The sequence below is a fragment of the Bradyrhizobium archetypum genome (genome assembly GCF_013114835.1).
Classification (GTDB): domain Bacteria; phylum Pseudomonadota; class Alphaproteobacteria; order Rhizobiales; family Xanthobacteraceae; genus Bradyrhizobium; species Bradyrhizobium archetypum.
On the sequence record NZ_JAAVLW010000001.1, the window covers coordinates 695,542 to 710,880 of the forward strand.

Below are 15,339 nucleotides of genomic sequence, written 5' to 3' on the forward strand. Positions count from 1 at the left end.
CAGGTTGTTAAAATGAAATGTTGGTGGCGCGGCATTGCCACGCCAGATGGGTCGGCAGTCTTCATAAAATGAGACGTTGCGGTTCAGGCGCGTTTGATGTCCGATATACCCTCAGCAGCGGCACGAATTCGAACATCGCTGGATATCCGATTTGCATCTAAGCCGTGTGTGGCAAGGAGGTCGAGGCATGAGGATAACGATCGTAGCTTTGGGAACGGCCCTGGTCCTGTCTAACCTGGGCACGTTTAGTACCGCAGCGCATGCGCAGACCGCCCAAGTCGTTCGTGAACCACGGGAAAGGCCCATCATCAGGGTGCCCGTCGTAAGGCCAACCCCCTACTGGGATTACAATATCGTTCCACGATATCGTTATCGCCCTGAAGACGACCGGGTCGATCCATGCGGCGGGCCCGTAGTGCCGGTGATACGCTATGGACCTCAAGAGGAAACGGTTCCGTTGTGGCTGGCGAACCAATTGGGTCTTGGCCGTGTGCATGGTCGAGATTGGCCGTGTAGGGGCCGATACCGGTAGTACTCCGGATATCGCTGCGCTCATCCGGGCTACGGCATCACCGCAGCTCAATATCCAGCCAGCCCAACGGATTGACCCTGACTTGATCGCCGGTGTCGACCAGCACCGTCGTGGTCTCGGCTTCGATGATCGCTGGCCCCATCAACGTATGGCCCGGCTGCAGCTCCTCGAGCGCATAGACGGGGACTTCGCGCCAGCCGCCGAAGAAGGCCTGGCGCTTGCTGCGTGGCGAACAGGCGCTGGAGGATGCGGCCTCGCGTGCGCCTTCGTCCTGCCGCTCCACTTCGCCGATCGCCGCAACGCGGGCATTGACGAAGACGACCTCCTGGCCGCGCGAGGCGTAGGTGTATAATTCCTCGTGCCTGATGTGGAAGCGGTCTTCGATCCGTTCGACCAGATCGGGCGCGTTCCAGTCGAGGCCGTCTAGCGACACGTCGATCTCGAAGATCTGCTCGCCGTAGCGCATCTCGGCGGAGCGCTCGATCGCTATCTTGCCGTTGAACCACGAACGCAGCCGGCCGGCGGCCTGCTGCTCGAGCCCGGCGAACAGCTCGCGCACTTCATCCGCCGAGATACGCACGCCGGCACCATAATGCGTGCGGCCGACTTCGTAGCGGAGATCGCTGGTCAGCATGCCCCAGGCCGACAGCACCGAAGCCACCGTCGGCACGATGATGCGCCTGATCTCGAGTTCGCGCGCGACCTCGGCTGCATGCAGGCCGGCCGCGCCGCCGAAGCTCAGCAGCGCGAATTTCCGGGGATCGACGCCGCGGCGCAGTGTCATCAGGCGGATGCCGTCGGCCATGTTCAGGTTGATCATGCGGTAGATGCCGGCGGCGGCCTCGATGCGCGACAGCTCCATCGCGGCGGCGACGCGGTCGATCGCGGCTTCCGACGCCGCGCGGTCGAGCGGGCGTTTGCCACCCATGAAGGCTGCGGCATCGAGATAGCCGAGCACGACATTGGCGTCGGTGACGGTCGCGGCCTCTCCGCCATTGCCATAGCAGGCCGGGCCCGGCACCGAACCGGCGCTCTCCGGCCCCACCCGCAGCGTGCGGCTGGCATCGACGCTGGCGATCGAGCCGCCGCCGGCCGCGATGCTCGCGATATCGAGGCTACGCAGCGCGATGCGCTGCCCGGCGAGCATGCCGTCGGCCGACAGCGAGGCCTGCCCGCCCGAGATCAGCGAGATGTCGGTCGAGGTGCCGCCCATGTCGAACGGCACCAGATCGGGAATGCCGACCAGATCAGAACAGCGCCGCCCGCCGGACATGCCGCCGGCAGGACCCGACAGCACGGTGCCTGCGGCAAGGCGTGAGGCTTCTTCAACCGGCGCCATGCCGCCATGCGAGAGCACGACAAACAGACTGCCCTTGAATCCGGCTTCCGCGAGGCGCGCTTCGAGATTGGTCAGATAGCGCCGCACGATCGGCTCGACATAGGCGTTCACGATCGTGGTCGAGACGCGCTCATATTCCTTGATCTGCGGCAGCACGTCGCTGGAGCGCGAGATGCTGATATCAGGCAGCGCCTGTCTGAGCCGTTCCACCGCGGCAAGTTCATGCGCGGGATTGAGATAGGAATGCAGGAAGCACACCGCGACCGAGCTCGCGCCGGACTGCCGGATGCCGGCAATCGCGTCGTCGAGCGATTTCGCATCGAGCGGAATCAGGACCTCGCCGTTGGCACGAAGCCGCTCCCGAACGCCAAGCCGCAAGTCGCGCGGCACCAATGGCACCGGCGGCGGCGAGCGCAGATCGTAGCGGTCGGGCTTGAGGCCCTCGCGCATCTCGATGACGTCGCGATGGCCCTCGGTGGTGATGAGCGCGACTTTTGCGCCCTTGCGCTCCAGCAGCGCATTGGTGGCAACCGTCGTGCCGTGCACGAGGCGCTCGGTCGCGGCAAGCATTTCCGCGCGCGTGACGTTCAGGCGCAGCGCAAGCTCCTCGAGCCCAGCCATCACGCCGAGCGATTGATCCGCCGGAGTCGACGGCGATTTTGCGAAGATCGTGCGCCCGCTCTCATCGGTCGCCACCAGATCGGTGTAGGTCCCGCCGACGTCAACGCCTATCCTGAACATCATGAGGACGCCTGCTCCGCCGCTTCGGTCAGGCCCTGCTCGCGGTCGCGCCGGCGCGCCTCGGCCGATCGCTTGTCCGGCGGCCCCCAGCCGCCGCCGCCGGAGGAACGGATCTCAAGGCAGTCGCCGGGACGCAGCTCGATGCCGACTTCCTTGGTGCGGAGCACGCGCGGCTGGCGGCCTTCGGACAAGAGACGATAACGATGCGGCTTGCCGTCCTTGCCGCCCAGCATGCCGCAGGGACCATGGCGCGCGCCGTCGCCGGCCGTGTTGCCCTTGGCGGGCTTTTCGGTTTCCAGCACCAGATCGAGCGACACGCCGAGGCCGCCGCGATGCTGGCCGTCCCCGCCCGAACCGGGGCGGAATTCATGGGTGCGGAAATGCAGGGGAAAGCGCACCTCGGCGACTTCAAGGCTGCCGAACTTCAGCCCGCCGACCGAATGCCACTCGCCGATCGACGACCAGCCGTCGCCGCCGGACGACGCACCGCCGCCGGGCCGCGCCTGGAACAGGTGCCAGATGAAATTCTTTCCCGTGCGCGGGTCTTCGCCCTGGATTGCGATCCGGAACCTTCGGCTCCAGCCGGCCATCGCGCGTTCCGGACACGACGCCGCCAGCGCCTTCACGATCGCTTCCACGATTTCATTCGAGGGATGGCTTGTGCACAGCGTCACCGGCCTGCCCGGATCGGCCCACACCACCGTGCCCTGTTTTGCGATCACCTTCAGCGGGCGCAGCGCGCCGGTGTTCTTCGGAATTTCGGCGTCGATCAGATAGGCAAACGCCATCGCGACCGCCGCCTGCATGTTGGCGTGGGAGGAGTTCACAAAGCTGGTCGATTGCGGGTCGCAGTCGGACAAATCGACCTCGACGTCGCTGCCCTTCTTGGTGACCTTCGCAGCGATGCGGATGTCGGTGCGGCCATGGCCGTCATCATCGAGAAACGCCTCGCCATAAAACACGCCATCCTTCCATGTCGAAACCACCGCGCGGGTCTGCTGCTCCGTGGCGTCGAGGATCGCTTCCATGGCCGCTTCGACCACGGGCGCGCCGAATTCGCCGAACAGCCGCGACAGCCGCCGCTCGCCGAGATGCGCTGCACCGAGCATCGCCGCGAGGTCGCCGCGGAATTCCCGGGGGTTACGGATGTTCAGCGCCAAGAGATCGAGCAGATCGTCGCGGAGCTTGCCGGCCTCGTAGAGCTTGATCGGCGGGACACGCAACCCCTCCTGATAGATCTCGGTGGCGGCTGGATTGTAGGCGCCATGGGTGGCGCCGCCGATGTCGCTCTGGTGCGCGCGCACGATGGTCCAGAGCAGGCGCTTGCCGCCGGCGAAGACCGGCACGAAGGCGGTGAGATCAGGCAGATGGCTGCCGCCGTAATAGGGATCGTTGAGCAGGATGACATCGCCCTGCGCGACGTCCTTGAACCGCTCCTCGACGGCGATCGTCGCCCACGGCAACGCGCCGACATGGACCGGCAAGTGATCGGCCTGCGCGATCAGCCGTGCCGACGTGTCGCAGATCGCCAGCGAGAAATCGCGGCTGGAATTGAGAATCTGCGAATAGGAGGTGCGAAGCATCGCCTCGCCCATCTCCTTCACGATCGAACTGAGGCGATGCTGGACGACGGAACGCGTGATAGGGTCGATCTTGGCGGACATGGTTACCCGTTATTGCTTGTGGCGCTTCGAAACCGAGGCCAAGGGTCAGGTATACAGTAAAAACACGATCGTCCCCACGATCAAGGCCGCCGCCATGAACAGCAGCACCGCTGGCAGGCCCAGCATCGCCGCGACCACGCCTGTTGCCGATTGCATCAGCGCGGCGCCGAGGAAGAACGCGAGGTTGATGGCCGACAGCGCCTTGCCGGCATTCTGCGCGCCCGCCATTTGCTGCGTCATGCCGAACAGCAACGGCTGCGTCGATATGGCGATGCCGATCAGGATAAACAGCGCGCCGTCGATCCGCGCCGGCACGGCGCTTATGCCGAGCAGCTCAGAAAGCGGATAATTTGGCGCGCCGGCCGCCATCAGGGCGAGCAGCAGCGCGGCAAAGCAATGCGTCGCCGCCAGCACTTCGCGGCGATGCCCGATGGTACGAGCGACAATCCCCATCAGTACGGGACCGGCGATCAGCGCGAGCGTGAACAGGCCGAGCGCGTTGCCGGCCTCGACGCGGCCGAGCGCCTTGATCTCCATCAGCCATGGGCCGCCCCACAGTCCCCTTAGTACGAGCGAGGCGGCGAGCGACACCAGCGCCAGCGCGATCAGGCCGCGCAACTGATACGACAGGCCGATGCGCAACACCTCGGCCATTTGCGACAGCGGCGAGGACGGATCGGCATGCGCGGCCGGCTGTTTCGGGACCAGCGCAAACACCGCGAGCGCGACGGCGGCGCCGAGGCCGGCGGAGATCCAGAACCCTGCCCGCCAGCCAAAATGTTCGACGACGAAGGCCAACGGGCTTGAGGATAATAACATGCCGATGTTGCCGACCGAGAGAATGATGCCGGACCACAGGCCGAAGCGCGCCGCCGACATCTGCTTGGCTGCCAGCGTCATCGGGCACATCAGCATGCCCGACGTGGCGATGCCGAGCAGCAATTGCCCGAACAGAAAGCCCTCGGGCCCCGTGGCGAACCCGGATGCCAGCGCGCCGACGATGGTTCCGGCGAGCAGGCTCAGGGAAACCGGGCGGACGCCGAAGCGATCCATCGCGGCGCCAACCGGAATCTGCGAGGCGGCGAAGGCGAAATGATAGATCGAGGTGAGGCTTGCCAGTGTCTGCGGGGCAGTTGCGAAATCCGCCGCCATCACGTCGAGGCTGACGGCCGGAATCGTCCGCAGCAGCGTGGAGAGCATATGGCCGCAGGCCAGCGCCAGAAGCGCGAAAATCAAAGCGCGGAAATTGGGATCCGCGCTATCAGCCTTGCCGTCCATGCGCCGTCTCGCCCCAAGCTGTTTTGGGGCGAGGTACCATCAATAGCGCGGGAATGCGAATCCGGCTGCTCGCCGCGATCAGTTCCTGTGGAACACCAGCGTTCGCAGCTCGATGCTCTCGCGCGGCGGCGCATCGGCCGGCGTGCTCGGATCGGTGAAGGCGGTGTGCGGCCCAAACCTCGTGCGGCCGTCGGTCGCGGAATCGTAGCACTTCAGGAGCAACGCCTCGTCGGTCCGCATTTCCGGAATGTAGTACCAGCGATGGTTCGGGTTGTATTTTACGGAGTAGGTCTCGCCGGTGCGGTTCGGATAGATCAGATCGGAGGCGATGAGATCGCCCGGCTCGACGGTCTGGCCGTCGCACATGGCGAGCGGCGTATCACGCAAGGGGCCCCGGATTGGGCGCCACACATTGATGACCTGCACGCGTCCCTTCAGCAGTTCGTCCGCCTCATCTGGCAGATGCTCGCGAACGCGGTTGGCGCCTGACTTATCGGTCTGATCGACATGGACGCGCGTGGCCGGCTGGCGCGGGCCGGCGCCTCTGATATCGGCGGCGCCTTCGACGCGCTTGCGCACGGTGTGATCGAAGATGAAGACGCGATCGGCCTTCAGCGTCGCCTTCAGGAAGGCTTCCACGGCGGGATAGTAGACGTTCCTCACTTCCTTGTCGTCGTAGAAATTTTTGACGATGGTAGGATGGCGGACCAGTGCAAAGCCTTCGCGGTCCAAGGACAGATTAGCGGCGATCAGTCGCGCGTCGAAGATCGGGACGTTGTGCGGTTCGGGCAGCGCGGTGGATTTGGGTTCGCCCGGTGGCGGATCGAACGCGTAGGTGCGGGGCTTTCCCGCTGTCGGCGCGAGATAGTTCAGCTCGGCCGTGACGAAGGGAAGCGATTCGAGTTTGGCTTGCTGCAGGCCCATGGTGGTCTCCTGGACTCCATTGTTGTTCTGCTTGATGTTGGCGTGACCGCCGGGCCTCACAAGGCGCGCTCGAAAATAGCAACATTGCCGCTCCCGGCGGCGGCAAACAGGGAAAATCCTTGTCGGAGACGCCTGCCCAACCGGATGGTATTTCCGCCGCTCACGCGTTCGTCATCGAACGCGAGCGCGCGTTGCCTCCGGTCTCACGGGCGGCCGGGATGGCGCTGACCAAGGTGATGGCGAGCGAAGGGTGACGAGCACAAGATTCTGGTAGGAGTCGTTCATCAGCGGCACCGCCATCAATGTCGACGGCGAACAGCAGCAGTGATGCAAGGCATTACGTGCAGCAAACTCAGGTCACCTCGCCCCGCTTGCGGGGAGAGGTCGAAACTCAAGCGCAGCTTGAATTCGGGTGAGGGGGACTCTCCGCGAGCACCTGTACTAGAGAGGTCGCGGAGGCAGCCCTCACCCCAGCCCTCTCCCCGCAAGAGCGGGGCGAGGGAGATTGATTCTTAAACCGCGTCCTTGGCGGCCTTGACCGGGCGGGCCCGGACGATCTTGCGGGCCGGCTTGGCCTTGAACATCATTTCTTCGCCCGTGAAGGGGTTGGTGCCCTTACGAGCCTTGGTCGCCGGCTTCTTGACCACGACGAACTTCGCGAAGCCAGGAACGAGGAATAGCCCGTTCTTCTTGAGCTCCTTGTGACCGACGTCAACGAGCGTGTCCATCACGTTCTTGACCTCTTTCTTCGAAAGTTCGGTGGTGGTCGCGATCTTCTCGATCAGCTGCGACTTAGACATTTGGGTGGCCATGGTTGCTCCATTGATTCTGGCACAGGGCGACGATATGGCGAAAAACGCCTAGAAAATAGGGTTTTCGACATTCTGCACAGCTATCTCGCTAGTCGAGTTGCAGTGATTCGTCCAATTTTTCCGGGGTTTTTTCGCATCGGAAGCCCTCCGGAGCCTATTTTTAGGGGGATTCAGCGAACCCCGACGCCCCATTTCCGGACAATCCGGGGCTGCTCTCCAGTCCCCGTCTCTATCGGAGCGGGCCGTGAATTTGCCTTCCGGCAGGACGAATGCGCAGATGGATCGGCGGCAAGCACGTTGTTTTCAGGAAGGATTTTCCAGGCCACCGCGTTGATTTGAAAATGACTCGCGCTCCCGATCCATCGTAACATCGCGGCCAAGGCGGACGCGTGAACGGTTCGCCATCAGTATCGTGTTCGGAGACTTCGCATGGATTTGACGCGCCTTGAAATCAATCGCCGCACCGCGCTGCTGACGTCGGCGGCCATCGCGGCCAACGTGATCAATCCAATGCGCGCCTTCGCCCAGGAAACCCCACGCAAGGGCGGCGTGTTCACCGTCCATTACGCCGCCGAGCAGCGCCAGCTCAACCCGAGCATCCAGGCTTCCACCGGCGTCTACATCATCAGCGGCAAGATCCAGGAGAACCTCGTCGATCTCGATGCCAACGGCCAACCGGTCGGCGTGCTCGCCGAAAGCTGGGAGGCCACGCCTGACGGCAAGACGGTGACCTTCAAGCTGCGCCAGGGCGTCACCTGGCACGACGGCAAGCCGTTCACCTCGGCCGACGTCGAATTCACTGCCATGAACATGTGGAAGAAGATCCTCAATTACGGATCGACGCTGCAGCTCTTCCTCACCGCGGTCGAGACACCGGATGCCCACACCGCGGTGTTCAAATACGAGCGGCCGATGCCGCTGAACCTGTTGCTGCGCGCCCTGCCCGACCTCGGCTATGTCTCGGCCAAGCATCTCTATGAGAGCGGCGATATCAGGCAGAACCCGACCAACCTCGCCCCCGTCGGCACCGGCCCGTTCAAGTTCGTCAAGTATGAGCGCGGGCAATACATCATCGCCGACCGCAACGAGAATTACTGGCGGCCCAATGCGCCCTATCTCGATCGCATCGTGTGGAAGGTGATCACCGATCGCGCAGCTGCGGCCGCGCAAATGGAAGCCGGCGAACTTCACTATGCTCCATTCTCGAGCCTGACGCTCTCGGATCTCGCTCGCCTCGGCAAGGACAAGCGCTTCATCGTCTCCACCAAGGGCAATGAGGGCAACGCGCGGACCAACACGCTGGAATTCAACTTCCGGCGCAAGGAACTGTCCGATATCAAGGTTCGCCGCGCGATCGCGCACGCGATCAACGTGCCGTTCTTCATCGACAACTTCCTCGGCGATTTCGCCAAGCTCGGCACCGGACCGATCCCCTCGACCTCGACCGATTTCTATCCGGGGCCGGACACGCCGCAATATCCCTATGACAAGGCCAAGGCGGCCGCACTGCTCGACGAAGCCGGCTTCAAGGCCGGCCGCGGCGGCACGCGCTTCTCGCTCAAACTGTTGCCCGCGCCGTGGGGTGAGGACATCTCGCTGTGGTCGACCTTCATCCAGCAATCGCTCGGTGAGGTCGGGATTCCCGTCGAGATCGTGCGCAACGACGGCGGCGGCTTCCTCAAGCAGGTCTATGACGAACACGCATTCGACCTCGCCACCGGCTGGCATCAATACCGCAACGATCCCGCGGTCTCGACCACGGTCTGGTACCGCTCCGGCCAGCCCAAGGGCGCGCCATGGACCAACCAGTGGGGGTGGGAAGACAAGAACGTCGACAAGACCATCGACGATGCTGCGACCGAAGTCGATCCGGCCAAGCGCAAGGCGCTCTATGCCCAGTTCGTCAAGGAAGTGAATACCGAGCTGCCGGTCTGGATGCCGATCGAGCAGATTTTCGTCACCACGATCACGGCCAAGGCGCGCAACCATTCCAATACTCCGCGCTGGGGATCGACGAGCTGGCACGATCTTTGGCTTTCGGCCTAAGCCGTAATCCGCCAAGATAGGTTATGCGCATCTTGACCCTTGCGGGGCGGCGGCTTGCCGCCTCGATCCCGACCCTTATCCTGATCCTGATCGGCGTGTTCCTGCTCTTGCAGTTCGCGCCGGGCGACACTGTCGATGCCATGATGGCGCAGATGGGCGGCGGCGATGCCGCAACCGCGCGCGAGCTGCGCAAATTCTACGGGCTCGACCTTTCCATTCCCGCCCAGCTCGGCAATTACCTTTGGCGACTGGTGCGGCTCGACCTCGGCTTCTCCTCGATCTACGGCAAGCCGGTGGCCTCGGTGATCCTGGAGCGGCTGCCGCCGACCATCCTCCTGATGACCGCGTCGCTGTCGTTTGCGTTCTTCTTCGGCCTCGTGTTCGGCGTGATCGCAGCGCGCGGCGTCAACCGCTGGCCGGACACGCTGATCTCGACGCTTGGCCTGATCTTCTACGCCACGCCCTCGTTCTGGTTCGGCCTGATGGCGATCGTGGTGTTTTCCGTTTACCTGCAGTGGCTGCCGCCCGGCGGCTTCGAGGATATCGGCGCGGTGCGGACCGGGATCTGGCGCGTGCTGGATATCGCGAGCCATCTGGTGCTGCCGACGCTGACCCTCGGGCTGATCTTCCTGGCGATCTACCTGCGCATCATGCGCGCTTCCATGCTGGAGGTGCTGAACCTCGATTATGTCCGGACCGCGCGCGCCAAGGGGCTCGACGAGACGCGAGTGGTGACGCGGCACGTGCTGCGCAATGCGCTGCTGCCGATGGTGACGCTGATCGGGCTGCAGGCCGGCACCATGCTGGGCGGATCGGTAGTGGTCGAAAGCGTGTTCTCGCTGCCCGGCCTAGGCCGGCTTGCCTATGAATCGGTGGTGCAGCGCGACCTCAACACGCTGCTCGGCATCGTATTCGTCTCGGCACTGCTCGTCATCACCGTGAACTTCGTCGTCGACCTCATCTATGCGCGGCTCGATCCGCGCATTACGGCCGAGGGCTAGCGCGATGGATGCGGTCAAGCGCTATTTCCGAAGTCCCGCCGCGATCGCGGGCCTGATCCTGCTCCTGATCGTGATCGCGATGGCGATCTCGGCCGGCTGGCTCTATCCGCGCGATCCCTTGGCGCTCGCCGGCCGGCCGCTGGTCTGGCCGTTCTCCAACCCGCGCTTCCTGCTCGGCACCGACAATTCGGGACGCGACATCGCCGCGCAGATTTTCTACGGCGCGCGGATCTCGCTCCTGATCGGCGGCGTCGCCACGGCGATCGCGATCCTGATCGGCATCCTGGTCGGCGCCTTCGCCGGCTACTATGGCGGCTGGGTCGACAATGTCTTGATGCGGATCACCGAAGCGTTCCAGACGCTGCCAAACTTCGTGCTGCTCTTGGTGCTGGTTGCCGTGTTCGGCTCGACGCTGACAACGGTGACCATCGCTGTCGGCGTGGTATCGTGGCCGGCGCCGGCGCGGCTGACCCGCGCGGAATTTTTGTCGCTGCGCAACCGCGAATTCGTCCAGGCCGGACGAACGCTCGGCATGAAGAATATCCAGCTCATTTTCGGCGAGATCCTGCCCAATGCGCTGCCACCGGTCATCGTCTATGCCAGCGTGGTGATGGCGGTGGCGATCCTGCTCGAGAGCGCGCTCGCCTTTCTGCGGCTGTCCGATCCGAACGTCGCGTCCTGGGGCAATTTGATCGGTCTCGGCCGCGACGTGCTGCGGGTGCAGTGGTACGTCTCGGCAATCCCCGGCATCGCCATCCTCGTTACCGTTCTCGCGGTGTCGCTGGTGGGCCAGGGCCTCAACGATGCGCTCAATCCGAGGCTGAAAGGCCGATGAGCGCGAAAGATACCATCCTCTCGCTCGATCGCTTGAGCGTCCGCCTGCCCGGCGGCGCGGATAGAGCACATGCGCTATCGGGCGTGTCGCTGGAAATCGCTTCCAACGAGATCCTCTGCGTGGTCGGCGAATCCGGCTCCGGCAAGTCGATGATGGCGAATGCGATCATGCGGCTGCTGCCCAATGAGGTGGCGATCGATGGCGGCCGAATGTTATTCGAGGGCCGCGACCTCTGCGCAGCTTCGGTTGCTGAAATGCGCGAGGTCCGCGGCGCCGGCATTGCGATGATCTTCCAGGAGCCGATGACGGCGCTCAATCCGCTGCGCACCATCGGCGACCAGATCGCCGAGATGTTCTCGACCCATACCGAATTGTCGAAGGCCGAGATCGGCGCGAAAGTATTGGCGCTGCTCGCCGACGTGCGCATTCCCGATCCGAAGCTGGCGGCAAGGGCCTATCCGCATGAACTCTCCGGCGGCCAGCGCCAGCGCGCCATGATCGCGATGGCACTGGCGCTCGATCCAAAACTGCTGATCGCCGATGAGCCGACCACCGCGCTCGACGTCACCACACAGGCGCAGATATTGAAACTGATCCGCGACCTGCAGCAGCGCCGCAGGACGGCGGTGATGTTCATCACCCATGATTTCGGCGTGGTGGCCGAGATCGCCCACCGCGTGGTGGTGATGCAGCATGGCCTCATCGTCGAGCACGGCACGGCTTCCGATGTGCTGCACCGTCCGCAGCATACCTACACCAGGCAGCTCATCGCCGCCGTGCCGCCGCTGAAGGCGCCACCGCCGCGCGTGCTGGCAGCCGATAACATCCTGACGATCACGGATGTCTCGAAAACCTATCGCACCGGGGGCTTTCTCGGGCGCGGCGCGCGGGTGACGCCGGCCGTGAAGAATGTCTCGCTCAACCTGCCGCGCGGTGCGACGCTCGGCATCGTCGGCGAATCCGGCTCCGGCAAATCGACGCTGGCGCGCTGCATCGTGCGGCTGATCGATCCCGATACCGGATCAATCGTGCTCGATGGCAGCGACTGGGCGACGATGTCGCGTGAAGAGGTCCGCCGCGAGACGCGCCACATCCAGATGGTGTTTCAGGACCCGTTTGCCTCGCTCAACCCGCGCCGCAAGGCGGCGGAACTGGTGGCGCAAGGGCCGATCGTGCATGGCACGCCGCGGGCGGAAGCGATCGCGCACGCCAGGGAGCTGTTCGCGCTGGTCGGGCTCGACCCTTCCGCCGGCGACCGCTATCCGCATGAATTCTCCGGCGGCCAGCGCCAGCGCATCGGTCTCGCCCGCGCCTTGGCGCTGAAGCCGGACGTGCTGGTGGCGGACGAGCCGGTGTCGGCGCTCGACGTTTCCGTGCAGGCGCAGGTGCTGAAACTGCTGGCTGAATTGCGGGCGCGGCTTCGGCTTTCCATCGTCTTCATCACCCATGATCTGCGTGTTGCGGCGCAGATCTGCGACCTCGTTGCGGTCATGAAGGACGGCGAAGTGGTGGAGCACGGCCGCGCGGCGGAAGTGTTCGGCAATCCGCAGCATCCCTATACGCAGGCACTACTGGATTCGATCCCGGGCGGCGAGTTCGCCCGGGAGCATGCCACGGAGGCGGTGTAGCTCTAGCGGGCGGTGTCTCTTCTCCCGCTCCCCGCTCTTCGCGGGGAGAGGGTTGGGGTGAGGGGCTGCTTCCACATACTCCAACGCTCATTTGGATTCGCGGAGAGAGCCCCTCACCCCGACCCTCTCCCCGTGAAGGATGGGGAGTGGGAGAAGTGGCAGCTCATCATGCGTCACGACATCTCTTTTGCATCTCTGCGCCGATAGACCAGCAGCATCAATGGCGCCAGCTTGCGCAGGATGCCATGCGCGACAATCGGCACCGGCTCGGTGAACGGCAGCGCCAGTTCGTTGTTCGGCACGCCACGGACGGCTTTTGCCAGTTCGTTGCCGAGCGGAATGGTCAGCGCCACCGCGCGCCCGTTGCAGCCGGTCCAGCCGAACGCGTTGGGCCCGAGCTTGTGGATGCGCGGCAGGAAATCCGTGGTCATGCCGACATAGCCGTTCCAGACATAGTCAAACGAGACCTCGCCGATCTGCGGCCACAGCCGCTGCAAGCGCTCGGTGACGCGCGCCTTGATGCGCTCGACCTTGTTGCCGGGGCCGATCACCGCGCCGCCGGTGACGAGACGGTTACGCGCGTCATAGCGCGCGAAATAAAGATCGCCATGAGTATCGGACATCGCCTGCCGGCCGGGGATGATGGTCTTGCGGACGTTGTCCGACAGCGGCTGTGTCGCCATCTGCCAGGACAGCACCGGCATCACCTCGCGTGCAATCTCCGGCACCAGCGATCTCGAGAATTCGCCGCTATAGGCATTGGTTGCCACCACCAGCGCGCGGCCGGAAATCTCGCCCCTTGCCGTCTTCACCACCCAGCGGTCGCCCCGGCGCTGGAAACTTTCCGCCGGCGAACGCGCGTAAATGCGCGCGCCGAGATCGAGCACCGTGCACGCCAGACCGCGCGCCAGCGCCAGCGGATTGATGTGGCCGCCGGTTTTGTTCCAGAACCCGCCGAACCATGCATCGGAACCGAGCATGTCGCGTGTCTGCTGGCGCGACAGCAATTCGACGGGCGCGCCGAACTTCGACCATTGCCGCACGCGTCGCTCCGCGATCTTGATGCGGCCCGGCGAATGTACCGGCTGAACCCAGCCGGTCTGTTCCCCCTCGGCGTCGATGTTGTAGCGCCGCGTTACGTCGAAGAGATAGGAAGCGCTGTCGCGCAGCATGCCGACAAAACGTTCTCCCGCCTCGCCGTGCCTGGCGACAATGTCCTCCGGATCGGGCCGCGACAGGGTCGGGATCACCTGGCCATTGTTGCGCCCCGAAGCGCCCCACCCCGGCTCCGCCGCCTCGACAACAGCGACATCGACGCCGGCCTCGCGCAGATGCAGCGCGGTGGAAAGGCCGGTGAAACCGCCGCCGATCACGATCACGTCCGCCTGCTGCGCGCCGGTCAATTCCGGCAATTCAGGTCCCGATGGCGTCATCGCGGCCCACAGGGAATCGGGCCAGCGGACGTTGCTCGTATTCATCGGTATCCTTTCTTGCAGCCGCCGGATCGTTCTGCTTAGCTTAATCCGCTCACAAGCCTCAAGGAAACAAAAGAGTGCCACTCAAAAACGTCATCGGCATCGATCACGCCGTGGTCATGGTGAAAGATCTCGACAGGGCCGCCGAAAACTACAAGCGGCTCGGCTTCACTGTCTCGCCGCGCGGCACCCACAGTGCGCATATGGGATCGGGCAATTACACCATCATGTTCGATCCCGACTATATGGAATTGCTCGGCGTGCTGACGCCGACAGAACACAATGCTCCGGCCCGGACGTATCTGGAAAAGAACGGCGAAGGCATCGAGCGCATCGCGTTCACGGCGGTGGATTCCGCCGCAGGCGCGGAAGAGATCCGCGCGCGCGGCTACCCGCCGATTGGACCGACTGATTTCGAACGGCCGGTGACGATGCCCGATGGCACGATATCCGCCGCCAAGTTTCGCACCTTCCAATGGCCGACGGCGGAAGCGCCGGGCGGCGTGCGCATCTTTGCCTGCCAGCACAAGACGCGCGAGACGGTTTGGATTCCCGAACTGATGAAGCACGCCAATGGCGCCAAGCGGCTGAAGCAGGTGCTGATCGTCACCCCGGAGCCGGCCGACGATGCCGCGCAACTTGCGAGCATGATCGATCGTGAAGCAAGGGTCGAGCCGGACGGCGTCATTGCAGTGCCTTCAGGCGGCGACCGCGCCGATTTCGTATTCCTGACAAAGACCCAGCTCGGCACACGTTACCCCGACGTGCCGCTGACGGGCCTGCCGGAGCGTGGCGGCGCGGGACTGGTGATCACGGCCGATGTCGCGGCAGCGGAAAAGGCGCTGGGCGCTGTCGGCGTAAAGAGCGCCGGTGGCGTTGTGGTGCCGCCGGCGGCGGGCAACGGCACGATGCTGGCGTTCGTCGAGGGGTAAGTCGGAGTGCTCGTGTCCCGGACGCGATGCAGCGTGTAACGCTGCTTCGCAGAGCCGGGACCCAGAAGCGGCGTGGACCCCGGCTCTGCAGCGCACCGCTGACGCGATGCGCTGCGTCCGGGGAACGCGACG

At 64.4% G+C, this 15,339-nt stretch carries 12 protein-coding genes; 6 read left to right on the forward strand and 6 right to left on the reverse strand.

Annotation, left to right across the window (positions count from 1 at the left end):
- Positions 1 to 569 precede the first annotated feature (569 nt).
- The 4 genes from HCN50_RS03090 to HCN50_RS03105 form a co-directional block, all read right to left on the reverse strand.
- Positions 570 to 2,615 (reverse strand): hydantoinase/oxoprolinase family protein, encoded by a 2,046-nt coding sequence (locus HCN50_RS03090; protein ID WP_235976708.1) that lies wholly within the window; start codon positions 2,613 to 2,615, stop codon positions 570 to 572.
- Positions 2,612 to 4,276 (reverse strand): hydantoinase B/oxoprolinase family protein, encoded by a 1,665-nt coding sequence (locus tag HCN50_RS03095; protein WP_171708133.1) that lies wholly within the window; start codon positions 4,274 to 4,276, stop codon positions 2,612 to 2,614. The genes HCN50_RS03090 and HCN50_RS03095 overlap by 4 nt, the downstream gene beginning before the upstream one ends.
- Positions 4,277 to 4,321: 45 nt before the next feature.
- Complete coding sequence (locus HCN50_RS03100; RefSeq protein WP_171708134.1) at positions 4,322 to 5,554, reverse strand: MFS transporter; 1,233 nt, start codon at positions 5,552 to 5,554, stop codon at positions 4,322 to 4,324.
- Between the two features lie 78 nt (positions 5,555 to 5,632).
- Positions 5,633 to 6,478 carry a CmcJ/NvfI family oxidoreductase gene (locus tag HCN50_RS03105; RefSeq protein ID WP_171708135.1) on the reverse strand — a complete coding sequence of 282 codons (846 nt, stop codon included), beginning with the start codon at positions 6,476 to 6,478 and terminating at the stop codon, positions 5,633 to 5,635.
- A 119-nt stretch (positions 6,479 to 6,597) separates the two neighbouring features.
- Here HCN50_RS03105 and HCN50_RS34180 point away from each other — a divergent pair, with 119 nt between their 5' ends.
- A complete protein-coding gene (locus tag HCN50_RS34180) occupies positions 6,598 to 6,732 on the forward strand; it encodes a hypothetical protein (protein ID WP_283812038.1) in 135 nt (44 codons plus the stop codon).
- Positions 6,733 to 6,990: 258 nt separating this feature from the next.
- Here HCN50_RS34180 and HCN50_RS03110 read toward each other — a convergent pair whose 3' ends face one another.
- The gene (locus HCN50_RS03110; protein WP_028347431.1) at positions 6,991 to 7,290 is read right to left on the reverse strand and encodes an HU family DNA-binding protein; all 300 of its coding nucleotides are present in this window, start codon (positions 7,288 to 7,290) and stop codon (positions 6,991 to 6,993) included.
- A gap of 429 nt (positions 7,291 to 7,719) precedes the next feature.
- On the opposite strand from HCN50_RS03110, the gene HCN50_RS03115 reads away from it, so the two are divergent.
- The 4 genes from HCN50_RS03115 to HCN50_RS03130 are packed head-to-tail and all read left to right on the forward strand — an operon-like array spanning position 7,720 to position 12,800.
- Complete coding sequence (locus tag HCN50_RS03115; RefSeq protein ID WP_171708136.1) at positions 7,720 to 9,336, forward strand: ABC transporter substrate-binding protein; 1,617 nt, start codon at positions 7,720 to 7,722, stop codon at positions 9,334 to 9,336.
- Positions 9,337 to 9,359: 23 nt separating this feature from the next.
- Positions 9,360 to 10,337, forward strand: coding sequence for an ABC transporter permease (locus HCN50_RS03120; protein WP_171708137.1), 978 nt, complete (start codon positions 9,360 to 9,362; stop codon positions 10,335 to 10,337).
- Positions 10,338 to 10,341: 4 nt separating this feature from the next.
- Positions 10,342 to 11,172 (forward strand): ABC transporter permease, encoded by an 831-nt coding sequence (locus tag HCN50_RS03125; RefSeq protein WP_171708138.1) that lies wholly within the window; start codon positions 10,342 to 10,344, stop codon positions 11,170 to 11,172.
- A complete protein-coding gene (locus HCN50_RS03130) occupies positions 11,169 to 12,800 on the forward strand; it encodes an ABC transporter ATP-binding protein (RefSeq protein ID WP_171708139.1) in 1,632 nt (543 codons plus the stop codon). Before HCN50_RS03125 ends, HCN50_RS03130 begins: the two co-directional genes overlap by 4 nt.
- 173 nt (positions 12,801 to 12,973) lie before the next feature.
- Here the strand turns inward: HCN50_RS03130 and HCN50_RS03135 are convergent, their stop codons facing one another.
- Positions 12,974 to 14,278, reverse strand: coding sequence for an NAD(P)/FAD-dependent oxidoreductase (locus HCN50_RS03135; RefSeq protein WP_171708140.1), 1,305 nt, complete (start codon positions 14,276 to 14,278; stop codon positions 12,974 to 12,976).
- Between the two features lie 74 nt (positions 14,279 to 14,352).
- Here HCN50_RS03135 and HCN50_RS03140 point away from each other — a divergent pair, with 74 nt between their 5' ends.
- Entirely contained in the window at positions 14,353 to 15,207 is an 855-nt protein-coding gene (locus tag HCN50_RS03140; RefSeq protein WP_171708141.1) for a VOC family protein, read from the forward strand.
- Positions 15,208 to 15,339: the final 132 nt, after the last annotated feature.